The organism is Halocynthiibacter sp., assembly GCF_049608145.1.
Taxonomy (GTDB): domain Bacteria; phylum Pseudomonadota; class Alphaproteobacteria; order Rhodobacterales; family Rhodobacteraceae; genus Halocynthiibacter.
Map to the genome: position 1 here is coordinate 1 of NZ_JBMYXF010000027.1, position 20,835 is coordinate 20,835.

At 53.7% G+C, this 20,835-nt stretch carries 12 protein-coding genes and 1 tRNA gene; 10 read left to right on the top strand and 3 right to left on the bottom strand.

Annotated features, from left to right (window positions below; all coding sequences use genetic code 11):
• Positions 1-400: transposase (locus tag ACPGUT_RS09610; RefSeq protein WP_423990774.1), on the bottom strand; the 400-nt coding region annotated here is incomplete at its 3' end.
• Positions 401-530: 130 nt separating this feature from the next.
• Here ACPGUT_RS09610 and ACPGUT_RS09615 point away from each other — a divergent pair.
• From ACPGUT_RS09615 to ACPGUT_RS09635, 5 genes are all read left to right on the top strand, one after another.
• Positions 531-1,784 carry an SAM-dependent methyltransferase gene (locus ACPGUT_RS09615; RefSeq protein WP_423990776.1) on the top strand — a complete coding sequence of 418 codons (1,254 nt, stop codon included), beginning with the start codon at positions 531-533 and terminating at the stop codon, positions 1,782-1,784.
• Positions 1,777-3,720: a restriction endonuclease subunit S gene (locus ACPGUT_RS09620; RefSeq protein WP_423990778.1), complete on the top strand. Its 1,944-nt coding sequence runs from the start codon at positions 1,777-1,779 to the stop codon at positions 3,718-3,720. The genes ACPGUT_RS09615 and ACPGUT_RS09620 overlap by 8 nt, the downstream gene beginning before the upstream one ends.
• 49 nt (positions 3,721-3,769) lie before the next feature.
• Positions 3,770-4,495, top strand: coding sequence for a DUF3800 domain-containing protein (locus tag ACPGUT_RS09625; protein ID WP_423990780.1), 726 nt, complete (start codon positions 3,770-3,772; stop codon positions 4,493-4,495).
• Positions 4,482-4,964 carry a hypothetical protein gene (locus tag ACPGUT_RS09630; RefSeq protein WP_423990782.1) on the top strand — a complete coding sequence of 161 codons (483 nt, stop codon included), beginning with the start codon at positions 4,482-4,484 and terminating at the stop codon, positions 4,962-4,964. The genes ACPGUT_RS09625 and ACPGUT_RS09630 overlap by 14 nt, the downstream gene beginning before the upstream one ends.
• 128 nt (positions 4,965-5,092) lie before the next feature.
• On the top strand, positions 5,093-8,230 hold the full coding sequence (locus ACPGUT_RS09635) for a type I restriction endonuclease subunit R (RefSeq protein WP_423990784.1): 3,138 nt from the start codon (positions 5,093-5,095) through the stop codon (positions 8,228-8,230).
• 226 nt (positions 8,231-8,456) lie between these two features.
• Here ACPGUT_RS09635 and ACPGUT_RS09640 read toward each other — a convergent pair.
• Positions 8,457-8,530 (bottom strand) — tRNA-Cys (locus tag ACPGUT_RS09640).
• Between the two features lie 921 nt (positions 8,531-9,451).
• Between ACPGUT_RS09640 and ACPGUT_RS09645 the strand changes: the two genes are divergently transcribed.
• The 5 genes from ACPGUT_RS09645 (at position 9,452) to ACPGUT_RS09665 (ending at position 17,144) form a co-directional block, all read left to right on the top strand.
• Entirely contained in the window at positions 9,452-11,455 is a 2,004-nt protein-coding gene (locus tag ACPGUT_RS09645) for a hydantoinase/oxoprolinase N-terminal domain-containing protein (protein WP_423990786.1), read from the top strand.
• Between the two features lie 97 nt (positions 11,456-11,552).
• Positions 11,553-13,583 (top strand): AsmA family protein, encoded by a 2,031-nt coding sequence (locus tag ACPGUT_RS09650; RefSeq protein WP_423990788.1) that lies wholly within the window; start codon positions 11,553-11,555, stop codon positions 13,581-13,583.
• A 449-nt stretch (positions 13,584-14,032) separates the two neighbouring features.
• Complete coding sequence (locus tag ACPGUT_RS09655; protein ID WP_423990790.1) at positions 14,033-15,040, top strand: C4-dicarboxylate TRAP transporter substrate-binding protein; 1,008 nt, start codon at positions 14,033-14,035, stop codon at positions 15,038-15,040.
• 58 nt (positions 15,041-15,098) lie between these two features.
• The gene (locus ACPGUT_RS09660; RefSeq protein WP_423990792.1) at positions 15,099-15,734 is read left to right on the top strand and encodes a TRAP transporter small permease subunit; all 636 of its coding nucleotides are present in this window, start codon (positions 15,099-15,101) and stop codon (positions 15,732-15,734) included.
• A gap of 3 nt (positions 15,735-15,737) precedes the next feature.
• Positions 15,738-17,144, top strand: coding sequence for a TRAP transporter large permease (locus tag ACPGUT_RS09665; RefSeq protein ID WP_423990794.1), 1,407 nt, complete (start codon positions 15,738-15,740; stop codon positions 17,142-17,144).
• A 225-nt stretch (positions 17,145-17,369) separates the two neighbouring features.
• Here the strand turns inward: ACPGUT_RS09665 and ACPGUT_RS09670 are convergent, their stop codons facing one another.
• Positions 17,370-20,810, bottom strand: a complete 3,441-nt coding sequence (locus ACPGUT_RS09670; protein ID WP_423990796.1) for a pyruvate carboxylase — start codon at positions 20,808-20,810, stop codon at positions 17,370-17,372.
• Positions 20,811-20,835: the final 25 nt, after the last annotated feature.

Below are 20,835 nucleotides of genomic sequence, written 5' to 3' on the forward strand. Positions count from 1 at the left end.
TGTCTATCACCAAATGGATCGGGCCATTCGTCTGCGCCCGCGGGTCCATCGGCAAAACCAACCCAGCTCCACGGCGGGAAAAGGTCGAGTAATCGGGCACAGCCAGATCCAGTCCCATGATCTTGATGAGGCTGCGGACAAAGCCTTCTGTTTGGCGCAGGGGCTGCTTGTAAACCATGCCAAGCGTCAGACAAACAGTGATCGCCAGATCGGAGTATACCGGCTGGCCACCCCGCGACTTGCGGCGATCTGCGCGCCATGCGGCTTCTACCTCGGGGCTCAACCAAACTGTGACATCACCGCGCTGACGCAGGCTCTCATTGTATTCGGACCAGTTCGAAACCCGGTACCGCTTCTTCTCGAACTTGTGCCGACGCGCGTCGTTGAATTTATGCGGCATCAGCGCTATCCAATCGATTACAAAGCCGCCTGCTTACTGAACCAAACGCATCTATGCAACAACGCCCCGTTGGTCCCATATCCAGCAAAATGCTCGCTCTGAGAACATCGGTAAAATCATTGACGACGCGATGGAGGCCATTGAGGCCGTTCCGACCAATGAGACCTTGAAAGGGGTTCTGCCAAAGACTTATGCGCGCCCGACGCTGGATAAAACCATGTTGGGCGAGCTGGTCGATCTGTTTTCCAACATCAAACTGCACGATAGCAATGATCGCGCGCGTGATCTTTTGGGGCGTGTCTATGAATATTTCATCTCTGGTTTCGCCAGCGCTGAGGGCAAGCGAGGCGGTGAATTTTTCACACCGCGTTCCGTGGTCCGGACCCTTGTTGAAATGCTCGAACCCTATCAGGGCCGCGTATATGACCCATGCTGTGGGTCGGGCGGTATGTTCATTCAGTCCGAGAAATTCATTGAAGAACACGGCGGACGCCCGGATGACATTGCCGTTTATGGACAGGAAATCAACCACACCACATGGCGTTTGGCCAAAATGAACCTTGCCGTACATGGCATTGATGCCGACATTGGCTGGGACAGCGCGGGCAGCTTTCACAAAGACAGCCACCCGAACCTCAAGGCCGATTACATCCTTGCTAACCCACCGTTCAATATCTCGGATTGGGGCGGGGATCGCATGACGGAAGATGTTCGCTGGCAATACGGCACGCCGCCCAAAGGCAACGCCAACTTTGCGTGGATCCAGCACATCATCCACCACCTTGCCCCACGCGGTCACGCGGGGGTGGTGCTGGCCAATGGGTCGATGTCGTCGCAAACCAGCGGCGAGGGCGAGATCAGAAAACAACTGATCGAACAAGACCGCGTTGATTGCATGGTCGCCCTGCCGGGACAGCTGTTTTATTCTACGCAAATTCCCGTCTGCCTGTGGATTTTGAGCCGGGACAAATCCGCCAACGGGCTGCGAGACAGACGCGGAGAGGTGCTGTTCCTCGATGCCCGCAACATGGGTCATATGGTGGACCGGGTGCGGCGCGAGTTCTCGGATGAGGACATCGAGCAGATCTCAGGTACCTACCGCCGCTGGCGCGCGAAGCCCGAGACATTGGAGGCAAAAGGCTGGGAGGCCTACGCCGACGAGGCGGGGTTCTGTAGGTCTGAGGGGCTGGAGACCATCCGCAAGTTCGACCACGTGCTGACGCCGGGGCGGTATGTAGGGGCAGCTGACGCTTTTGATGATGGCGAACCGTTTGAAGAGAAGTTTGCAACGTTACAAGCAAAGCTAAAGGCAGAGTTCACCCACACATCAAAGCTGCAACAAGTTGTTATGGAAGCTTTGGGGCGGGTGACCCAAAATGATTGAATGGCTTGAAGTCGAAGCATCCGAGTTTTGTTCGTCAGTTAGAGACGGTACACACGCTAGCCCCAAGGAAAGCAAAGCTGGGCGAAAGTTGATTACGTCAAAACATCTGAACGGCTGCCGATTAGACTTGGCTAATGCTTATTTGATTTCTGAAAGCGATTTTGAAGAAGTGAACCGTAGAAGCAAGGTCGATCAATGGGACGTTTTGATTTCGATGATTGGCACCGTTGGTGAAGTATACCTTGAAAAAGGTGACCCAGAATATGCCATTAAAAACATGGGGCTCTTTAAATCGAAGAGTGAGGAATTGGGTCGCTGGCTTTACTATTATTTGCAATCGCCCGAAGCAAAAGCCGAGTTGAATGCAAGGTGTAGAGGGACAACGCAAAAATATGTTCCACTTGGGGAGTTGCGGAAATTCCCAGTAAAGGTTCCTCAGCAGGCTACCATAAGAGACCAAATCAGCAGTTTGCTGAGCGCCCTCGACGATAAAATCGAGCTGAACCGGCGGATGAATGAGACGTTGGAAGAGATGGCGCGGGCGCTGTTTCGGGATTGGTTCGTCGATTTCGGCCCCACCCGCCGCCAAATGGAAGGCGCAACCGACCCTGCCACCATCATGGGCCAAGCCTTCCCCCCCGAAAAAGCCGCCACCCTCGCACCGCTGTTTCCCACGAAACTGGGCGATGATGGTTTGCCTGAGGGATGGGACGAGCAACCATTCGAAGCTTTGGTGGAGATCGTCGGGGGAGGCACGCCCAAAACCAAGGTCGCCGAATACTGGGGCGGAGATATACCTTGGTTCTCCGTCGTCGACGCTCCAACGCAAGGCGCGGTATATGTGCATTCGACGGAGAAGAGCATTACGACAGCCGGTCTTGAGAATAGTTCCGCTCGCATGGTCCCCGAGGGAACCACAATCATCTCAGCGCGCGGCACTGTCGGCAAGATTGGGATGGCTCCAGGAGATATGACTTTCAATCAGTCATGTTACGCGCTGAGACCTAAGAAACCTGTCGGAGAGCGCTTTATCTTCCTTGCAACAGGGCAGCTTGTCGAACGCTTGAAAGCGATGGCGCATGGTTCTGTGTTCTCGACGATCACCCGAAACACCTTCTCCAGCCTCAGCTTCGCCGGAGCTGGTGAACCTTGCTACACGGCATTTGAGGAGATCATCGCCCCACTGTTCGCGAAGATCAAAGCAAACGGACAAGAAAACCAAACCCTCGCCGAAATGCGCGACCTCCTCCTGCCCAAACTCATGTCCGGGGAAATCCGCCTGAAAGACGCGAAGGTGGTGCAGCTTTCTGAAGTGGCCAAACCCACCCCGGATTTTGCGACCGACCTGCTGGGCAATCAATTCCTCTCACCTGAACAGAAAGAAGAGCGTGACGCCGTGATTGTCGCGGCTACGGTGAAGGCGCTGCAAAAGGATAATCTGTTGGTCGGCAATGTGCGCGTGATGAAAGGGGTTTACCTCTTGAAGCGCAAACAGGCGCTCTCGCTATCCGGGTTCCAAAGGGAGGCCGCAGGCCCATATGATCGGGCGTTTAACCATGAGATCAGAGGTTCTGCACGTGAGCGTAGCTGGATCCGTGAAACAAAAAAGATCAACGCACAGGGGAGCCGTATTCCGGGGAACCAACCCGCGAGTAAGTATTCTGAAGTTGAGCCGTTGATTGCGAAATACGATTTGGGCGATGCGGTTGACTGGCTGGCGCGGCATTTCAAAGGTGAATCAATGGAATGGATGGAATGTGTTGCCACCGTTGATGTTGCCAAGCAGGAGTTGGAGCGGAAGGGGCTGGAAGTGACGGTCGCGAATATCAAATCTGATATTGCCTCTGATCCTAAGTGGAAGCCGAAGCTGGAGAAAAATCACTTTACGGACATTGAGATCCGGCGCGCTGTCAAAAAGTTGGGGGAGATTTTCTAGAGATGCAGGTTCAGAAACATATTGCGTCCATTGTGGAAAGGAGCCTGATTTGACGGCCCGTTTGATCAACATCTATTGCGACGAAAGCTGCCATCTGGAAAATGATCGCGCACGGGCGATGGTGCTGGGAGGCGTCTATTGTGATGCGTCTGAAATCCGGCGCATCTCAAACGCTGTTCGCGGCATCAAAGACCGGCATAATGTCGCGCCGGGGTTCGAGATCAAATGGACCAAGGTGTCAAAGGGCGCGCTGCCATTTTATCGGGAGTTGATTGCATTTTTCCTGAATGACACATCCCTGCGGTTTCGCGGCATTCTTGTTCCTGACAAGTCCATCCTGAACCATGATGAATACGATCAGACCCATGATGACTGGTACTATAAGATGTATTATCTTATGCTGCGCTATGTGTTTTCAGCCCCGCACTCCTATAACGTCTACTTGGACATCAAGGATACACGCGGCAGTGATAAGGTGCGGCATATGCATGAGGTGCTGTGCAATAGCATTCACGACTTTGATCATCAGACCATTCATCGCGTTCAACAGATCCGCTCGCATGAAAGCCCTGTTTTGCAATTGGCCGATTTGCTGATCGGTGCAGTTGCTTATCAGAGTCGCGGATTGCAGGGCAGTGATGCGAAGCTGCAGTTGATTGAGGATTTAAAGCTGCGTCTCGGGGACAATATTCTGACCCGCTCGTCCTCTTTTGGGGCGACTAAGTTTAACCTGTTCCGGTGGGAAGCAAATGGCGGGGCAAATGGCTCTACCTGATCTGATTTCGTTCAATAACTTTAATGGAGACTGGCCTCGTTATGAGGACGGCCTCTACGATGTTTTCCAGAGTGACATCCTGCAACATGATCTGCGCTTTCGTGGGGCAAAGGTCACTGCCCGCCGTAACCCCGAGCATGAGCGCAAATGGGCAGGTTTTTGGCATCTGATTTCTGAAGGGCGTGTCGAGGATGACCGGTTGCCGGACTTACGGCGGTGTGAACGCCTAACGTGGATTCGGTGGATTATCGAAAATGCGGACAGTTGCGCCGAAATAGACGTCTGGGAAAACCAGCGGAAGCGTGAAACGAACACCTTGCTGTGGTTGCGAGAAGAATATTTGGTTGTTCTATCCGCTCGATCACAGAATTTTTTATTGAAAACAGCATATTGCACTGAGCACGACCATCGTATTCGTAAGCTCAGAAGAGAAAGAGATACTGCAAATGGAACCCTCCAAAATGGCTGAAGCCGCGCCGGTTTCCCGGAGCGGCCTCGAATACTCCTTCTACGCATGGCAGATGAGCTGTCCTCAAAATGTGTCATGTCGCGGCAAATGTCAAGTTCGGCCAGCGTGCGCAATGGTAGGGATTTGATATGAGTTTTACCGAGGATCTTGTGGAACTTGCCGCGCTGGACATCCTTCAGGATCTGGGATGGCGCTATGCCGATCCGCAGCTGATTGCACCGGATGGCAAAGAAAAGGCGCGTGGATCTTTTGGTGAAGTTGTGTTGCGTGATATTTTGGCGGATGCGGCAAAGTGGCTGAATCCAGATGTCCCACAAGAGGCGTTGGACACCGCGATCAAGCAGGTGCAGGTTTCTGAAACGCCTTCTTTGATCGAAGAAAATCGGCGCATACACCGCCTTTTGGTCGATGGCATTGATGTTGAATATCGCCGCGCGGATGGATCGATCAAAGGTGACAAGGTCCGTTTGATCGACTTTGCCAATCCAGCCAACAATGATCTGACCGTCACCAATCAATTCACTGTGGTTGAAGGCGGGCATAATCGCCGCCCCGATGTTGTTGCCTTTATCAACGGTCTGCCCGTTGCGGTGATCGAATTGAAGAATGCCGCCAGTGAAAACGCGACGATATCGGATGCATTCAATCAGCTGCAAACCTACAAACAGCAGATCCCATCTCTGTTTCGCACCAATGCGGTATTGATTACCTCTGACGGCCTGTTGGCGCGCATTGGCTCGCTCAGTGCCGGAGAGGACCGTTTCATGCCATGGCGCACGGTGACAGGCGCGCAGGATGATTTCACACCCGAAGGCCCGAAAGAGATGGAAACCCTGCTGCGCGGTGTATTTCAGCCGGAATACATGCTGCAATTGATCCGGGATTTCACGGTATTTGGTGATAAGGGCGATGGGCCATTCAAGATTGTTGGCGGTTATCATCAGTTCCACGGCGCGCGCAAAGCCTTAATCAGCGCTATTGATGCCGTCAGCGAAGATGGTGATCGCAAGGTTGGTGTGATCTGGCACACTCAAGGCTCTGGTAAAAGTTTCTTGATGGCATTTTTCGCAGGGCTTCTCGTGCGATCAGAAGTGTTGGGCAATCCTACAGTCGTTGTATTGACTGACCGCAATGATCTGGATGATCAATTGTTTGCAACCTTTGCCATGTGCAAGGATTTGATCCGCCAGACGCCTGAGCAGATCGACGACCGTGCGGACCTACGCGAAAAGCTAGATCGCCAATCTGGCGGTGTGATTTTTTCAACCTTACAAAAGTTTTCCCCTCAACCGGGGGAAGAGCATTTCCCGATGCTGTCGGATCGGTGCAATGTCATTGTGCTGGCTGATGAAGCCCACCGCAGCCAGTATGGCTTTGACGCCAAGCTTAATCGGGCCACAGGCGAGAGACGCTATGGCTATGCCCATTATGTGCGCCAAGCTTTGCCCAATGCGTCCTTTGCCGGGTTTACCGGCACTCCGATTGAGGCAGCGGATGTGAATACTCCGGCGGTATTTGGCGAATATGTTGATATCTATGACATCAGCCGCGCGGTTGAGGACAAGGCGACGGTTCCGATTTACTATGAAAGCAGGCTGGCGCGGGTTGAGTTGGAGCAAGACAAGCTGCCCGAGATTGATGCCGCCGTGGATGCGCTGTTTGATGATGAGAGCCTGTCAGAACAGGAAAAGGCCAAAGCCAACTGGAGCAGTGTTGAACGGCTTGTTGGTGCCCCCTTGCGCTTGGGGACCGTAGCCGCTGACATTGTGTCTCATTTTGAGAATCGTGTTCAGGCCATGGATGGCAAAGGCATGGTCGTTTGCATGAGCCGGAAGATTTGTGTTGATCTATACGATCAGATCATTGCGCTGCGCCCAGACTGGCATTCTGAAAGTGACACGGAAGGTGTGGTCAAAATTGTCATGACCGGCTCGGCCTCTGATCCGGTGGAATGGCAGCAGCACATTGGGAATAAAAGCCGCCGTGATCTTTTGGCCAAACGTGCGCGGGACACTAAGGATCCGCTGAAACTGGTCCTTGTGCGGGACATGTGGCTTACAGGTTTTGACGCGCCGTCGATGCACACCATGTATATCGACAAACCAATGCGAGGGCATGGGTTGATGCAGGCCATCGCCCGTGTGAACCGCGTGTTCAAGGACAAGCCCGGTGGGTTAGTGGTCGATTATATCGGCATAGGCCAGAACCTTAAAAATGCGCTGCAAAATTATACCGCCACAGATCGTGACCAAACGGGCATCAGCGAGGAAGAAGCGGTTGCCGCCCTTCAGGAATTTGTTGAGCAATCACGCGAGTTTTTTTCCGGGCATGACTATTCAGCAGGCGTGTTGGGCGCGCCACAGCAACGTTTGCTTGCGCTTGCAGATGCATTGGAATGGGTGCTGGAAAAACAAAAAGTAGCGGCGGACGGCACTGAGGAAGAAAAGGCGAAGCGGCAAGAGCTGAACCGGTTTCAGGAACTGGTTTCGCAGCTTGCGAAAGCATTCGCGTTGGCCTCTGCCAGTGACTATGCGCAAGAGGTGAAAGAAGAGGTGGGTTTCTTCCAAGCCGTCAAAGCAGGGTTGACCAAGGCCTCGCCAAAGTCAGGGTTAAGTGCGCGCAAAAAAGAATTTGCGGTGGCGCAGCTCATGTCTGAGGCCATCGCAGATGCCAGCATCATTGATGTTTTGGCCGCAGCTGGTGTGAAAAGCCCTGAGATTTCGGTTCTTTCTGATGAATTCCTGAGCGAAATTCAGGGGATGAAGCAGAAGAACCTTGCGCTTGAGGCGCTGCGCAAACTGCTAGCTGGGGAAATCAAGGCTCGGCAGAAACAAAATGTGGTTGAGGCTAAGGCGTTCTCAGAACGCCTAGAAGCAGCTGTCGCCCGCTATCATGCAAACGCCATTACAAGTCTGGAAATGATTCAAGAACTGATAGACATGGCCAAAGAGCTGAGCGCATCTGCCCAACGCGGAGATGATCTGGGCATGACGGCCGAGGAGCTGGCATTTTATGACGCTCTGGCACTCAACGATAGCGCAGTCGAAGCAATGGGTAACGATGAGCTGCGTGTCATCGCCCATGAGCTTGTTGAACAACTGCAAAAGAACGTCACCGTTGATTGGCACTTGAAGGAAAGCGCCCGAGCAAAATTACGGGTTCTTGTGCGCCGCATCTTGAAGAAATTCGGTTATCCGCCTGATCTTGCACCGGCGGCAATCAATACAGTCCTGAGCCAAGCGGAAGCACTCTTGCGCTGGTCATAATATAGAGCGGCGTGACGGATGCCGGAATGATCCAGTGGCGACTTTTAAGTCAGGCTCGACTGCGCCGCATGGGATTTCAATACATGATTGTGTGTTGCGAAATTACGGTGTCGGCGTTTGCGGCCCGTGTTTCTACGCAGAAAAGTGAAAGAATCTTTTCGCCACCAAAATCGCCACCAATTTCTAGTGCGCGATTTTTGGTTGTAGTTTAAGTCATTGATTTTATTGGAGGCGAGTACCGGAATCGAACCGGTGTACACGGATTTGCAATCCGCTGCGTCACCACTCCGCCAACTCGCCTAACGCCTTGTGGTGTCGTTCTTTTAGGGCGTAGCTGAACGATGTGCAATAGCCTTTTCTTGACATTTTCACGGCTTTTTTGCTTTTGTATCGTTCTGTTCTTCTGTTAAATTTCGCGCTTTCCTTGTGCGACTTGCGCTCTGACTTTTTGCCTTACAGCGCCGCTGTATCTTCCAACATATGCGTCCCGTCACAGACATGATGATTTCATCATTTCAGCCAAGGGCAGTAAGCTCTGACGTTGTTGTGTGTGAGAATGTAGTAGTCTTGGCCGAAATTTCCCAACAGTTTTGAGCGATGCAGACGTTTTCTTAACAGATTGGCCGGGCTCATCGGGTTGTGTTTTTGTTGTAGGGCCGCTCATGGTGCATGCCTGAACGATACTGGTCGCAAGATCCGCATTCTGACGGTTGGGTAACGGTCGATACGAAAAAGAAGAACGACGGCACAGCGCAATTGGGAACAAAGTCTCAGCATCGCAGATGAGATTGCCGGACGCATTCAACCCGTCGGTGTGATCAACATGCGGAAAATCTAACCTCGAACGGGGACACTTTGGGTCGCACTGCCTGAAGGAGCGAGCTCTGCATTAAAGTAAGGGACGTTTCGGGGGGCCGGTCAAATCCAAGACGACGGTACTCCTCGCTAAGTGGCAAAATCCCCTTGGTTTTCGAACGAAAGGCCGCCTAAATCAGTTGAGTGATGGGAACATAAGCAAGACAAGACCGGGTTTCCTTGCAAGACTAAATTTCTTCTCTTGACTGGCAGTCTGCGAAAGCTTGTCTGTATGAGATCTGAGACCAGATCATGTCTGTGATCAGAGCGTCAAGAAAGCTGGATCATACTGATGGACCAGAGATGGATCATGCACTAATGATCAGTTTGGAACACTTATGTACGGCTATTCACTGGAGGACAGACATGACTTTATCTCTTGGGGTGGATACCGGCGGCACTTATACTGATGCGGTTTTGGTGCGGGATGAAAAGACTGTGGTGGCCTCGGCTAAATCTTTGACAACACGTCATGATCTTGCGGAGGGCATTGGTCTTGCGGTGGCAGAGGTTTTAGACACAGCGGATGTCGCGCGGTCTGAAATTACCCTTGCGTCCCTGTCTACAACGCTTGCGACGAATGCGCTGATCGAAGGGCAGGGGGAACGTGTTGCCCTGGTGCTTGTAGGGTTTGGTGCGAAGGATTTGGAACGTCACGGTTTGTCCGATGCTATGGCCGGGGATCCTGTGTTGTTTCTTGAGGGCGGTCACGATCATACTGGCGGGCAGGCAAAGCCTCTGGATGAGACAGGGTTGCGCAGCTGGCTTGCAGGCATAGGTAAAGATGTGTCGGGGTTTGCTGTTGCTGCACAATTCGCGACACGCAATCCAGAACATGAACAGCGTGTGTCTGAGATTATTCGAGAAGTGACGGGCAAAGCGATCAGCGCATCACATCATTTAAGTGCAAAACTGAATGGCCCAAAGCGGGCGATTACTGCTGTTTTGAACGCACGCCTTGTGGGGATTATCAATCGCTTGATCACGCGTGCTCAGACCCGTTTGGGAGAGCTGGGCGTGCATGCACCTTTGATGGTTGTGCGTGGTGACGGTGCGTTGATTTCTGCGGAAATGGCACTGGAACGTCCAATCGAGACCATCCTCTCGGGTCCTGCTGCAAGTATCGTTGGTGCGCGCTGGATGACCGGGCAAACAGATGCGTTGGTCAGTGACATCGGGGGCACGACGACGGATGTGGCGTTGTTACGTGACGGGCGGCCGGCGATTGACCCGAACGGTGCGCAGGTGGGGCCGTTTCGCACGATGGTCGAAGCTGTAGCCATGCGCACGACCGGCCTTGGTGGTGACAGCGAAGTACATTTTGTAACCCGTGGTTTGCAAAGTGGGTTGGAACTTGGTCCCAAACGTATCGTTCCGGTGTCTCTGATTGCAACGGAAGCGCCCAAAATCGTACATGAAACCTTGGTTCGGCAACTGCGTTCTGATGTGTCAGATGTGCTGCATGGCCGGTTCCTGAAAGCTGTTGATGGGCCTGCTCGATCCGGGCTTGCTGCGCGGGAAACAGCCCTATTGGATCGTATCGGAGAAGGTGTAAAACCGCTGGATCTGACGCTGAAAAACCGGATTGAACATTCTGTTCTTGCACGTCTGGTTGGGCGTGGTCTGGTGCAGGTGTCCGGCGTAACGCCGTCAGATGCCAGCCATGTTCTGGGGCTGAATACGGCCTGGGATCAGGTGGCCGCAGAAATGGCCCTGGATCTGTTCCGCAAGCAGGTAGCTGGGGGCGGTCAAGTTCTGGCAGGCAGTGCAACAGATCTGGCGCAGATGATCGTGGATCAGCTGACGCACCAGACGGGGATTGCGCTTCTCGAAGCGGCGTTTGCAGAAGAAGGCGACAGATTCGAGCAGGCACCGGCGGAACTTGCCCGCCATACGTTGATGCAAAAAGGACTGGCCGGGCATCGTGGGCTTGTACGTGTGGAGACGGGTCTGAACTTGCCGGTGGTGGGCCTTGGGGCCTCGGCGCAAACGTACTATCCGCAAGTGGGCAAGCTTCTTGGGTGTGAAATGGAAGTCCCAGAACATGCCGGTGTGGCCAATGCGATTGGGGCTGTGGTGGGGCGGGTTACGATCCGTCACAGCGGTACGGTAACTTGCCCATCAAGCGGCTGTTTCCGCGTACATCTTGGGGGGGCGCCACAGGATTTCGCAGATGTGGATAAGGCATTGTCGCATCTGGAAGACACCCTGCGCGGTACAGCGCAACAGGCGGCTGAAACGTCTGGCGCCGAAGGTATCCGAGTGAATGCAATGCGTGATATCCGCACCGCGGAAATCGAAGGCAATGACGTGTTCATCGAGGCAGAAATCACGGTTGAGGCGTCAGGCCGTCCCCGGATCGCCGTTTAACATAACGGGCGGCGGATTGCCTGGTGCTGATCCGCCTCTTGTCCCTGCCGCCTGTGATGCATAGATTCAGATAAATAGTAAAGTAAGGGGCGGGCTTATGCGCTGGATCATCCGGTTTTTCATGTTTTTGGTTGTGGTTGTTGTCATCGCTGTGGTGGGGCTTTTGATGATCCCTGGCGAGAAGATCGCGCAAATCGCAAAAGAACAATTTGAGGCCGCCACTGGCCGCCCGATTGAGATTTCATCAGATGTCAGCACAACGATCTGGCCGGTTCTGGGTGTGCGCACCGGACGGGTAGAGATCGCAAACGCCCCTTGGTCTGACAATGGACCGATGCTTGCGGCGGATGAATTGCTGGTGGGGGTGAATGCCCTGTCGCTTCTTAGCGGGAATATCGATATCCGCCGGATCGAAGCGATAGCACCGGAAGTTCTGCTAGAGGTGCGGTCCGACGGGACACCGAACTGGGCGTTCGAAGGCGTTACTACATCTGAAACGGCGTCTTCATCTTCGGGTGGCAGCAGTGGTGCGATCCCGGCGTTCACCGTTGGAAAAGGGATCGTGTCTGATGGGGCCGTGCGTTGGCTAGACCATCAGAGCGGCACAGATGTTGCCCTGAGCAACGTGAATATGGAACTGAAACTGCCTGCGTTTGAAGGCGAAGGCACAGTACACCTTGAAATGTCCATGAATGGTGTGAACCAGGTTCTGGATGCGACTATTTCTGAATTTGGGCCATTTTTGAATGGCGCTGTATCCGGTCTGGCGGCTGATCTGTCGATTGGTGGATCCACTGCGGGGTTTAACGGGCGCGGGGGTTGGATGCCCCTCGCATTGGAAGGCACGCTGAACGCGGATCTGGATGACATGGCGTCTGTCTATAAAACGGCGGGTCAGTCACCTGTGTCTGTTCCGCGTGGCTTTGGTCAGGCGATTGCAGTGAATGGTAACTTCACCCTGACGCCTGAACAATCTGTACACCTGCGCGGTGCAACCCTGACCCTAGATCAAAATGTACTGCGGGGTGATGTTGATGTGGCACTTGCGGGCAGTCGCCCGGATCTGCAGGCCCGCCTGACTGCGGGGGCTCTTGATTTTTCTAGCCTTGCAGCATCTTCCAAAGAAGGTGGAACCCCTGCCAATGGTGCATCGGGTGGCAGTGGCTGGCCGCGTGACGTGATTGATGCGTCTTTCCTGTCGCTGGCCAACGCACGGGTAAGCTTCTCGGCGGACAGTATCGATCTGGGCACGCTGAAACTGGGGGCAACTCGCACATCGGCAACGCTGGACAATTCCCGGATTGAATTCACAATCGATCAGATTGCAGCCTATCAGGGTTCAGTGTCCGGCAATTTTGTGATGAACAACCGCAGTGGGCTGTCCATTGGTGGCAACCTGAATTTTGCCCAGATGGCGCTGCAGCCCGCTTTGTCAGATCTCGCCGGATATGAACGCCTGATCGGGAATGCAGATTTCAGCATGCGGTTTCTGGGTGTTGGCAACAATATGCATGACATTATGAACAGCCTGTCCGGAGAGGGACGTTTTGCCATTGGTCAAGGTGAACTGCGTGGTCTGGATCTTGCGGGCATGTTGCGCAATTTGGATCTGTCGTTTGAAGGCGAAGGCCAGAAGACGATCTTTGACTCTGCCGGGGCAAGCTTCACCATCAATGGTGGCGTTCTGCGCAATGACGATCTGGCATTTGTAGCAAGCCGCATTCGTGCGGATGGGGCTGGAACAATCGGCATTGGTGCGCAGACAATTGATTACCGGGTGACCCCAGCGGCGTTTTTGTCCGGTGACGAAAGTCAGGGGATCACAGTGCCTGTGATCATTGAAGGGACCTGGTCTGATCCAAAGTTCCGTCCCGATCTGCAGGCTTTGATTGACCAGAACCTGGCTGAAGAAAAAGCTGCGCTTGAGGCTCGTCTGGAAGAAGAGCGTGCCGCAGCAGAAGCCCGCCTTGAACAGGAACGCGCAGAACTGGAAGCGCGGGCTGCTGAGAAGCTGGAAGAAGAACTGGGCGTGACGCAGCAAGAAGGTGAAAGCGTTGGTGACACCATCCGCCGTGGCCTTGAAAATGAAGCAAAAGACGCCCTGCGCGGGTTGCTTGGCGGGAATTAAAAAACGTGTTTTGTACGCAGGAAGAGCTAGGCTCAGGACCCATTATTATCTTGCAGCTTAGGCTTGGCCGTGATTCACCTCTATTATCATTGGGGGCCGATCAATCCTAAGCTCTTTCACTACGCTGCTCTGCGTCGCGCCAGATATCATAAATCCGCTCAACCGCTGCCGCCTTATAGTCGTCCGTATACTTCCGTCGATGCTGTCCCATTTGGTGTTTCTTTTATGGACAGGGGGAAGGCACCCGACTGTCTGAAAACAGAGGCGAAGGTCAAAAACGCGGACGTTCTAAGCGATCACAGCAATGCAAGTCATATCTGACGACTTCCGTGCTTGGCGGATGGTTACAAGCTCCAAATATTCTCCATAGCCAAAGGCATTTCCTGGGGCTAGGGTGTCTGCGAAAACGAGTGACAATAAAACACGTCACCATATTCAGGGAGAATATTATGAAGACTATTCTTAGCAAAACTGCTGTAGCTGCGCTGGCTGTGGCATTCGCTTCCGAGGCTGCTGCAACGGAATGGAACGTGTCTGTTTGGGGAAAGCGTCGCGCTTTCACTGAACATGTGGAACGTCTGGCAGAGCTTGTTTCTGAGAAAACCAACGGCGAGTTCACGATGAACATCAGCTATGGCGGGCTTTCGAAGAACCGTGAAAATCTTGATGGTATTTCTATTGGTGCTTTCGAAATGGCGCAATTTTGTGCTGGATATCATCGTGATAAGAACCCAACCATCACCGTGTTGGAACTGCCTTTCTTGGGCGTGAATACGCTGGCTGAAGAAGTTGCTGTGTCCCATGCGGTCTATGGACATCCGGCGGTGCAGGCAGATCTTGCGCGTTGGAATGCTAAGCTTTTGATGACGTCGCCCATGCCGCAATATAACATCGTTGGCACAGGCGATGCGCGTGACGAGTTGGGCGAATTTGATGGTATGCGTGTGCGTGCTACCGGCGGCATCGGTAAAGCGTTTGAGGCAGTGGGCGGCGTGCCGACTTCTGTGACCGCAACTGAGGCGTATAACGCGATGGAAAGCGGCGTGGTTGATACCGTTGCCTTTGCACAGCACGCCCATTTGGCTTTCCGTACCATTGATATTGCGGACTGGTGGACAGAAAACCTCAATCCCGGCACCGTGAACTGCCCGGTGGTTGTGAATACTGACGCTTACGATGCGCTGTCTGACAGCGAACGTGAAGCGCTGGACAGTTCCGTGGACGAAGCTATCGCGCACTACCTTGAAAACTATGGCGAGCTTTTGACCCGTTGGGACGGTATTCTTGAAGAAAAGGGCGTTGAACGCGTAACATTGTCGGACGATGAACTTGCACAGTTCCGCGCGATTGCTGCTGACCCGATCCGTGAACAATGGATCAACGATATGTCAGCCCAGGGCATTCCTGCACAAGAACTTTACGACCTTGTACAAATCACACTTGCCGCTCAACGCTAAACTCTAAAATATGCCCCCCGGTTCATTCTGGGGGGCTTTCTTTTTAAAGGGGGGCACTATGGCTGGCAGCAGTGCGGTGCGCGAGGATGACACTCTTATCAGTCGCCTTGATCTGAAGTTATTGAAACTAGAAACTGTTTTGGCGCTGGTCAGCGGTTTTGCCGTGTTTTCACTGATGATATTTGCTGTGGTTTCGGTGACTGGAAGGTCCACGATCAACCAGCCTTTGCCTGGCTATGTTGATTGGATTGAACAGGTCTTGCCCCTCATTGCGTTCATGGGTGTCAGCTATACACAACGCAATGGCGGCCATATTCGCATGGATATCGTCATTGGAGCCCTGAAAGGCCGGGCGCTTTGGTTGGCAGAGATGATCACAGTTTTTGCCATGTTGATTCTGATGATCCTGTTGGTCTGGGGCAGCTGGGCGCATTTTGACCGTGCTTTTGATTTTGCCGCCCCAATGTGGAGCCGTGACAGTTCTATTGATATTGGCATCCCACTTTGGCCTGCGAAATTGATGGCACCTGTGGCATTTTCGGTTTTATGCGCGCGTTTGGTTTTACAGCTATGCAGTTACACCCGGGCCTTTGTAAAGAATGACCCGTCACCGGTTGCGGTGCCGATGATCCAAAGCGCGGCTGAGCAAGCACAAGAAGAAGCGCAACACGTCAGCAGCCTGGGCGGGGAATAAAATATGGAACCTATTACAATTGGCCTGATCGTTTCAGGTATAATGCTTCTGATGGTCGTCCTAGGAATGCGCGTTGCCTTTGCTGCGGGCCTCGCTGGGATGATTGGTTTGATTTGGATCTTCTGGGCGAAGAAAAACTATGGCATTGATGATTTTGGCTGGGCATTGACTGTAGCTACCAAAACTGCAGGTCAGGTGCCTCATTCGAAAGTGACGACACAGGCTCTCTCTCTGATCCCGACCTTTATTTTGATCGGTTATCTCGCCTATTACGCCGGGTTGACGCAGGCCTTATTTGAAGCGGCAAAACGTTGGATTGCTTGGGTTCCTGGCGGCTTGGCTGTCTCTACCGTCTTTGCAACGGCAGGGTTTGCGGCGGTATCCGGGGCATCGGTCGCGACAGCCGCAGTATTCGCCCGCATTGCCATCCCTGAAATGCTAAAAATTGGCTATGATAAACGTTTCGCAGCGGGTGTCGTTGCCGCAGGTGGGACTTTGGCCAGTTTGATCCCCCCCTCTGCGATCCTTGTGATCTACGCGATTATCGTTGAACAGGACGTTGGAAAATTGCTCTTGGCTGGCTTTTTGCCGGGTATCTTTTCAGCGATCGTATATGGCCTGTTGATCATTGGCATGGCGATGGTGATCAAGGATTTCGGCCCCCCTGTAAAAGGGTTTACATGGCGTGAACGCTTTGAATGTCTGCCAGCGGCTTTGCCCATTCTGTTCGTGGTCGCAACGATTATCCTATTCGTTTACAACCCTTTCGGAGGCGATGCTTGGGGCACGCCAACAGAAGGCGGCGCGATTGGGGCATTTGTGGTATTTTGCATCGCTTTGTGGCGCGGGATGCGCTGGCCACAGCTGAAAGACGCATTGTTGGAAACGGCAAAGCTGTCTGTGATGATTTTCACCATCATCTGGGGGGTGTTGATCTATGTGCGTTTCCTTGGGTTTGCGGACCTTCCAGGTGCGTTTTCTGATTGGATCACCGGCTTAGAACAATCGCCAATGCTGACATTGGTTTTCATCCTTTTAGCCTATGCCGTGTTGGGCATGTTTATGGATGCCATAGGCATGCTGTTGTTGACCTTACCTGTGGTTTACCCTGCGGTTATGGCGCTGAATGGTGGTGAATTTGTATCCGCAGCAGACAGTACCTTTGGCATGTCCGGGCCGATGTGTGCAATCTGGTTTGGGATTTTGGTTGTGAAAATGGCTGAGTTCTGCCTGATTACCCCGCCAATTGGTCTGAACTGCTTTGTCGTAGCCGGCGTGCGTGATGATCTGTCCGTTCAAGATGTGTTCAAAGGTGTGACGCCGTTTTTCATTGCAGATGCGATCACCATCGCACTGTTGGTGGCCTTCCCCGTCATTGTACTGTGGCTGCCCATGCAAGCGCTGGGTTAATCTATAAAGTTCAGGTCTGCCTGTTGGGGCAGGCCGCGCATTCGAGGTCAGAAAATCGCATGTGCCCCGACATTGGCCGATGCTTTATAAACTGTGTATCAGGTTATGCGCCGTAAATTCTACGTCAGGCCGCCGCCGCTACCCTTTCGAATGCAAACGCGGAGGCCTGTGGCCCCCGCGCGCAGTGATGAGTGTGGGGTTTACCCCACGAAGAAGAACTGCGGATTACTCCAGTTCTACCAGTAAATCTTTCGCATCAATCTGCCCACCAGCAGCGACATGCAGGGCCTTCACAACCGCGTCGCGTTCCGCGTGAATGCCGGTTTCCATTTTCATGGCTTCAATCGTCAGCAGAAGGTCACCCTCTTTGACCTCTTGCCCCTGCGCAACGGCCACAGAGGCCACAACACCCGGCATTGGCGCACCGATATGGTTGGCGTTGCCTTCTTCGGCTTTTGGACGGCTCACGGCGGTTGCTTTCACCATACGGTTTGGCACACGGATCACGCGGGGTTGACCGTTGAGTTCAAAGAACACTTTCACTTCGCCGTTCTCATCGGTCTCACCCACAGCCTGTAGCAGGATCTCTAGAACTTTCCCAGGATCAATCTCGGCTGAGATTTGCTCGCCGGGTTCCATCCCATAGAAGAAGGTGCGGGTGGGCAGGGTGCGGACAGGGCCATAGGTGCGGTGACGGCCCATGTAATCAAGGAAGACTTTCGGGTACATCAGATACCCCATCAGATCCTCACCGTCACATTTGTAACCCTCAAGCGTGCCGCAAAGCTCAAGACGGGTGGCTTCCAGATCGACCGGTTCCATATCCGCGCCCGGACGGGCTGTTGAAGCTGCTTCACCCTTCAGAACTTTGTTTACGATGCCTTCTGGGAACCCGCCTGGAGGCTGCCCAAGGTTACCGCGCATCATATCGACGACGCTGTCAGGGAAGGCCACATCCGTGTCGGCGCTTTCCACTTCATCACGGGTCAAGTTCTGGCTGACCATCATCAAGGCCATATCGCCGACTACTTTGGAGGATGGCGTCACCTTCACGATATCACCGAACATCTGGTTCACATCCGCATAGGTGTTTGCGACCTCGGGCCAGCGCTCTTCCAGGCCAAGGCTGCGCGCCTGCGCCTTCAGGTTGGTGAACTGGCCACCGGGCATTTCGTGTAGGTAAACCTCAGAGGCAGGGGCGGCAAGGCCGCTTTCAAACGCCACATATTGCGCGCGCACATGTTCCCAATATGTCGAGATTTCGCGCACAACCTCAATGTCGATGCCCGTGTCGCGATCCGTGTGACGCAGGCCTTCGACGATGGAACCCAAACACGGCTGAGACGTGCCGCCAGAAAACGCATCCATCGCCGCATCCACAGCATCAACACCCGCATCGGCCGCGGCCAAAATGGTCGCGCCCGCAATGCCGGATGTGTCATGAGTGTGGAAGTGGATCGGCAGGCCGACCTCTTCTTTCAAGGCCTTAACCAGCACACGTGCAGCAGCCGGTTTCAGCAGACCCGCCATGTCTTTCAGGCCAAGAACATGGGCACCAGCGGCTTCCAGTTCCTTGGCCATATTGACGTAATATTGCAGGTCATATTTGGAACGGTTTGGGTCCAGAATGTCGCCTGTGTAACAGATCGTGCCTTCGCAAACCTTGTTGTTTTCAACAACGGCATCCATTGCGACACGCATGTTTTCAACCCAGTTCAGACTGTCAAACACGCGGAAGACATCAACGCCGGTTTCAGCGGCTTGTTTGACGAAACCCTGCACCACATTGTCAGGATAATTCGTGTAGCCCACACCGTTTGAGGCCCGCAAAAGCATCTGTGTCATCAGGTTTGGCATTTTAACGCGCAGATCACGCAGGCGCTGCCATGGGCATTCCTGCAAGAAACGATAGGCCACATCAAAGGTCGCACCACCCCAACATTCCACAGAGAACAGCTGCGGCAGACGCGAGGCATAAGCCGGCGCTGCTTTGATCATATCAATCGAACGCATCCGGGTCGCCAAAAGGGACTGATGCCCATCACGCATGGTGGTATCGGTCAGCAGCAATTGTGGCTGGGCTTTCATCCAATCCGCAACGGCTTGTGGGCCTTTTTCTTCAAGCAAATTACGGGTGCCGGGCTGAATATCCAGCGTCGACATTGGTGCTTTTGGCGCGGCAATCGCAGCATCTGGTTCCGCGCGACCCTCAGTTTCGGGATGACCATTCACCGTGATGTCCGCGATGTAGTTCAGAACCTTGGTGCCGCGGTCGCGACGCTTCTTAAAGCTGAACAGACCTGGGGTCTCATCAATGAATTTCGTGGTATAGCTGTCGTCCAAGAAGGTCGGATGTTTCAGCAGGTTTTCCACAAAGGCGATGTTGGTGGACACGCCGCGAATACGGAATTCACGCAGGGCGCGGTCCATACGTGCAATCGCCGCGGCAGGTGTCTGTGCATGGGCGGTCACTTTGGTCAGCAAACTGTCATAGTAACGCGTGATCACACCGCCTGCATAGGCCGTGCCGCCGTCAAGACGGATACCCATACCTGTCGCAGAACGGTAAGCGGTGATGCGGCCATAATCGGGGATAAAGTTGTTTTGTGGATCTTCTGTGGTGATCCGGGTCTGAAGCGCGTGACCATTCAAGCGCACGTCATCTTGGCTGGCTTTGCCGGTGGCCTCGGCAATGGTCGCACCTTCGGCAATGCGGATTTGGGATTGTACGATGTCGATGCCGGTGACTTCTTCGGTCACGGTGTGTTCGACCTGAACACGTGGGTTGACCTCAATGAAGTAGAACTTGCCGTCATCCATATCCATCAGGAATTCGACGGTGCCCGCACATTCGTAGTTCACATGGGAACAGATTTTGCGACCCAAAGCGCAGATTTCCTGACGCTGTTCTTCGGTCAAATACGGGGCCGGGGCGCGTTCAACGACTTTTTGGTTGCGACGCTGCACGGAACAATCGCGTTCAAACAGGTGATACATGCCGCCGTGTTTGTCGCCGAGAATCTGAACCTCAACGTGGCGCGCACGCTGGATCATCTTTTCAAGGTAACCTTCACCGTTGCCAAAGGCCGCTTCCGCTTCGCGACGGCCTTCCAGTACCTTTTCCTCAACCTCAGCGTCAGAGAAGATCGGGCGCATCCCGCGTCCGCCACCACCCCAAGAGGCTTTCAGCATCAGGGGATAACCAACCTCTGCCGCTTCCTTGCGGATCGCATCCATATCATCGCCCAGAACCTCAGTCGCGGGAATGACAGGCACGCCGGCTTCAACAGCGACGCGACGGGCGCTGGCTTTGTCCCCCAGCGCGCGCATGGTGGCGGCTTTGGGGCCGATGAATGTGATGCCTGCTTCTTCACAAGCATCAACAAACTCGGGGTTCTCTGACAGCAGGCCATAACCGGGGTGGATCGCATCCGCGCCAGACATTTTGGCGACACGAATGATTTCTTCAATCGACAGGTAAGCGGCAACTGGGCCCATACCATCACCGATGCGGTAAGCTTCATCCGCTTTAAAACGGTGCAGGCCAAGCTTGTCTTCCTCGGCAAAGACGGCAACGGTCTTTTTGCCCATTTCATTGGCGGCCCGCATGATGCGGATGGCGATTTCGCCGCGATTGGCGATGAGAATTTTGTTGAATTCGGGCATGAGGCTGGTCTCCCTGAGATCTGCT

Coding starts and splice junctions, on each gene's coding strand:
- ACPGUT_RS09615 (WP_423990776.1), top strand. CDS start 531: ATGGAGGCCATTGAGGCCGTTCCGACCAATGAGACCTTGAAAGGGGTT.
- ACPGUT_RS09620 (WP_423990778.1), top strand. CDS start 1,777: ATGATTGAATGGCTTGAAGTCGAAGCATCCGAGTTTTGTTCGTCAGTT.
- ACPGUT_RS09630 (WP_423990782.1), top strand. CDS start 4,482: ATGGCTCTACCTGATCTGATTTCGTTCAATAACTTTAATGGAGACTGG.
- ACPGUT_RS09635 (WP_423990784.1), top strand. CDS start 5,093: ATGAGTTTTACCGAGGATCTTGTGGAACTTGCCGCGCTGGACATCCTT.
- ACPGUT_RS09645 (WP_423990786.1), top strand. CDS start 9,452: ATGACTTTATCTCTTGGGGTGGATACCGGCGGCACTTATACTGATGCG.
- ACPGUT_RS09650 (WP_423990788.1), top strand. CDS start 11,553: ATGCGCTGGATCATCCGGTTTTTCATGTTTTTGGTTGTGGTTGTTGTC.
- ACPGUT_RS09655 (WP_423990790.1), top strand. CDS start 14,033: ATGAAGACTATTCTTAGCAAAACTGCTGTAGCTGCGCTGGCTGTGGCA.
- ACPGUT_RS09660 (WP_423990792.1), top strand. CDS start 15,099: ATGGCTGGCAGCAGTGCGGTGCGCGAGGATGACACTCTTATCAGTCGC.
- ACPGUT_RS09665 (WP_423990794.1), top strand. CDS start 15,738: ATGGAACCTATTACAATTGGCCTGATCGTTTCAGGTATAATGCTTCTG.
- ACPGUT_RS09670 (WP_423990796.1), bottom strand. CDS start 20,810: ATGCCCGAATTCAACAAAATTCTCATCGCCAATCGCGGCGAAATCGCC.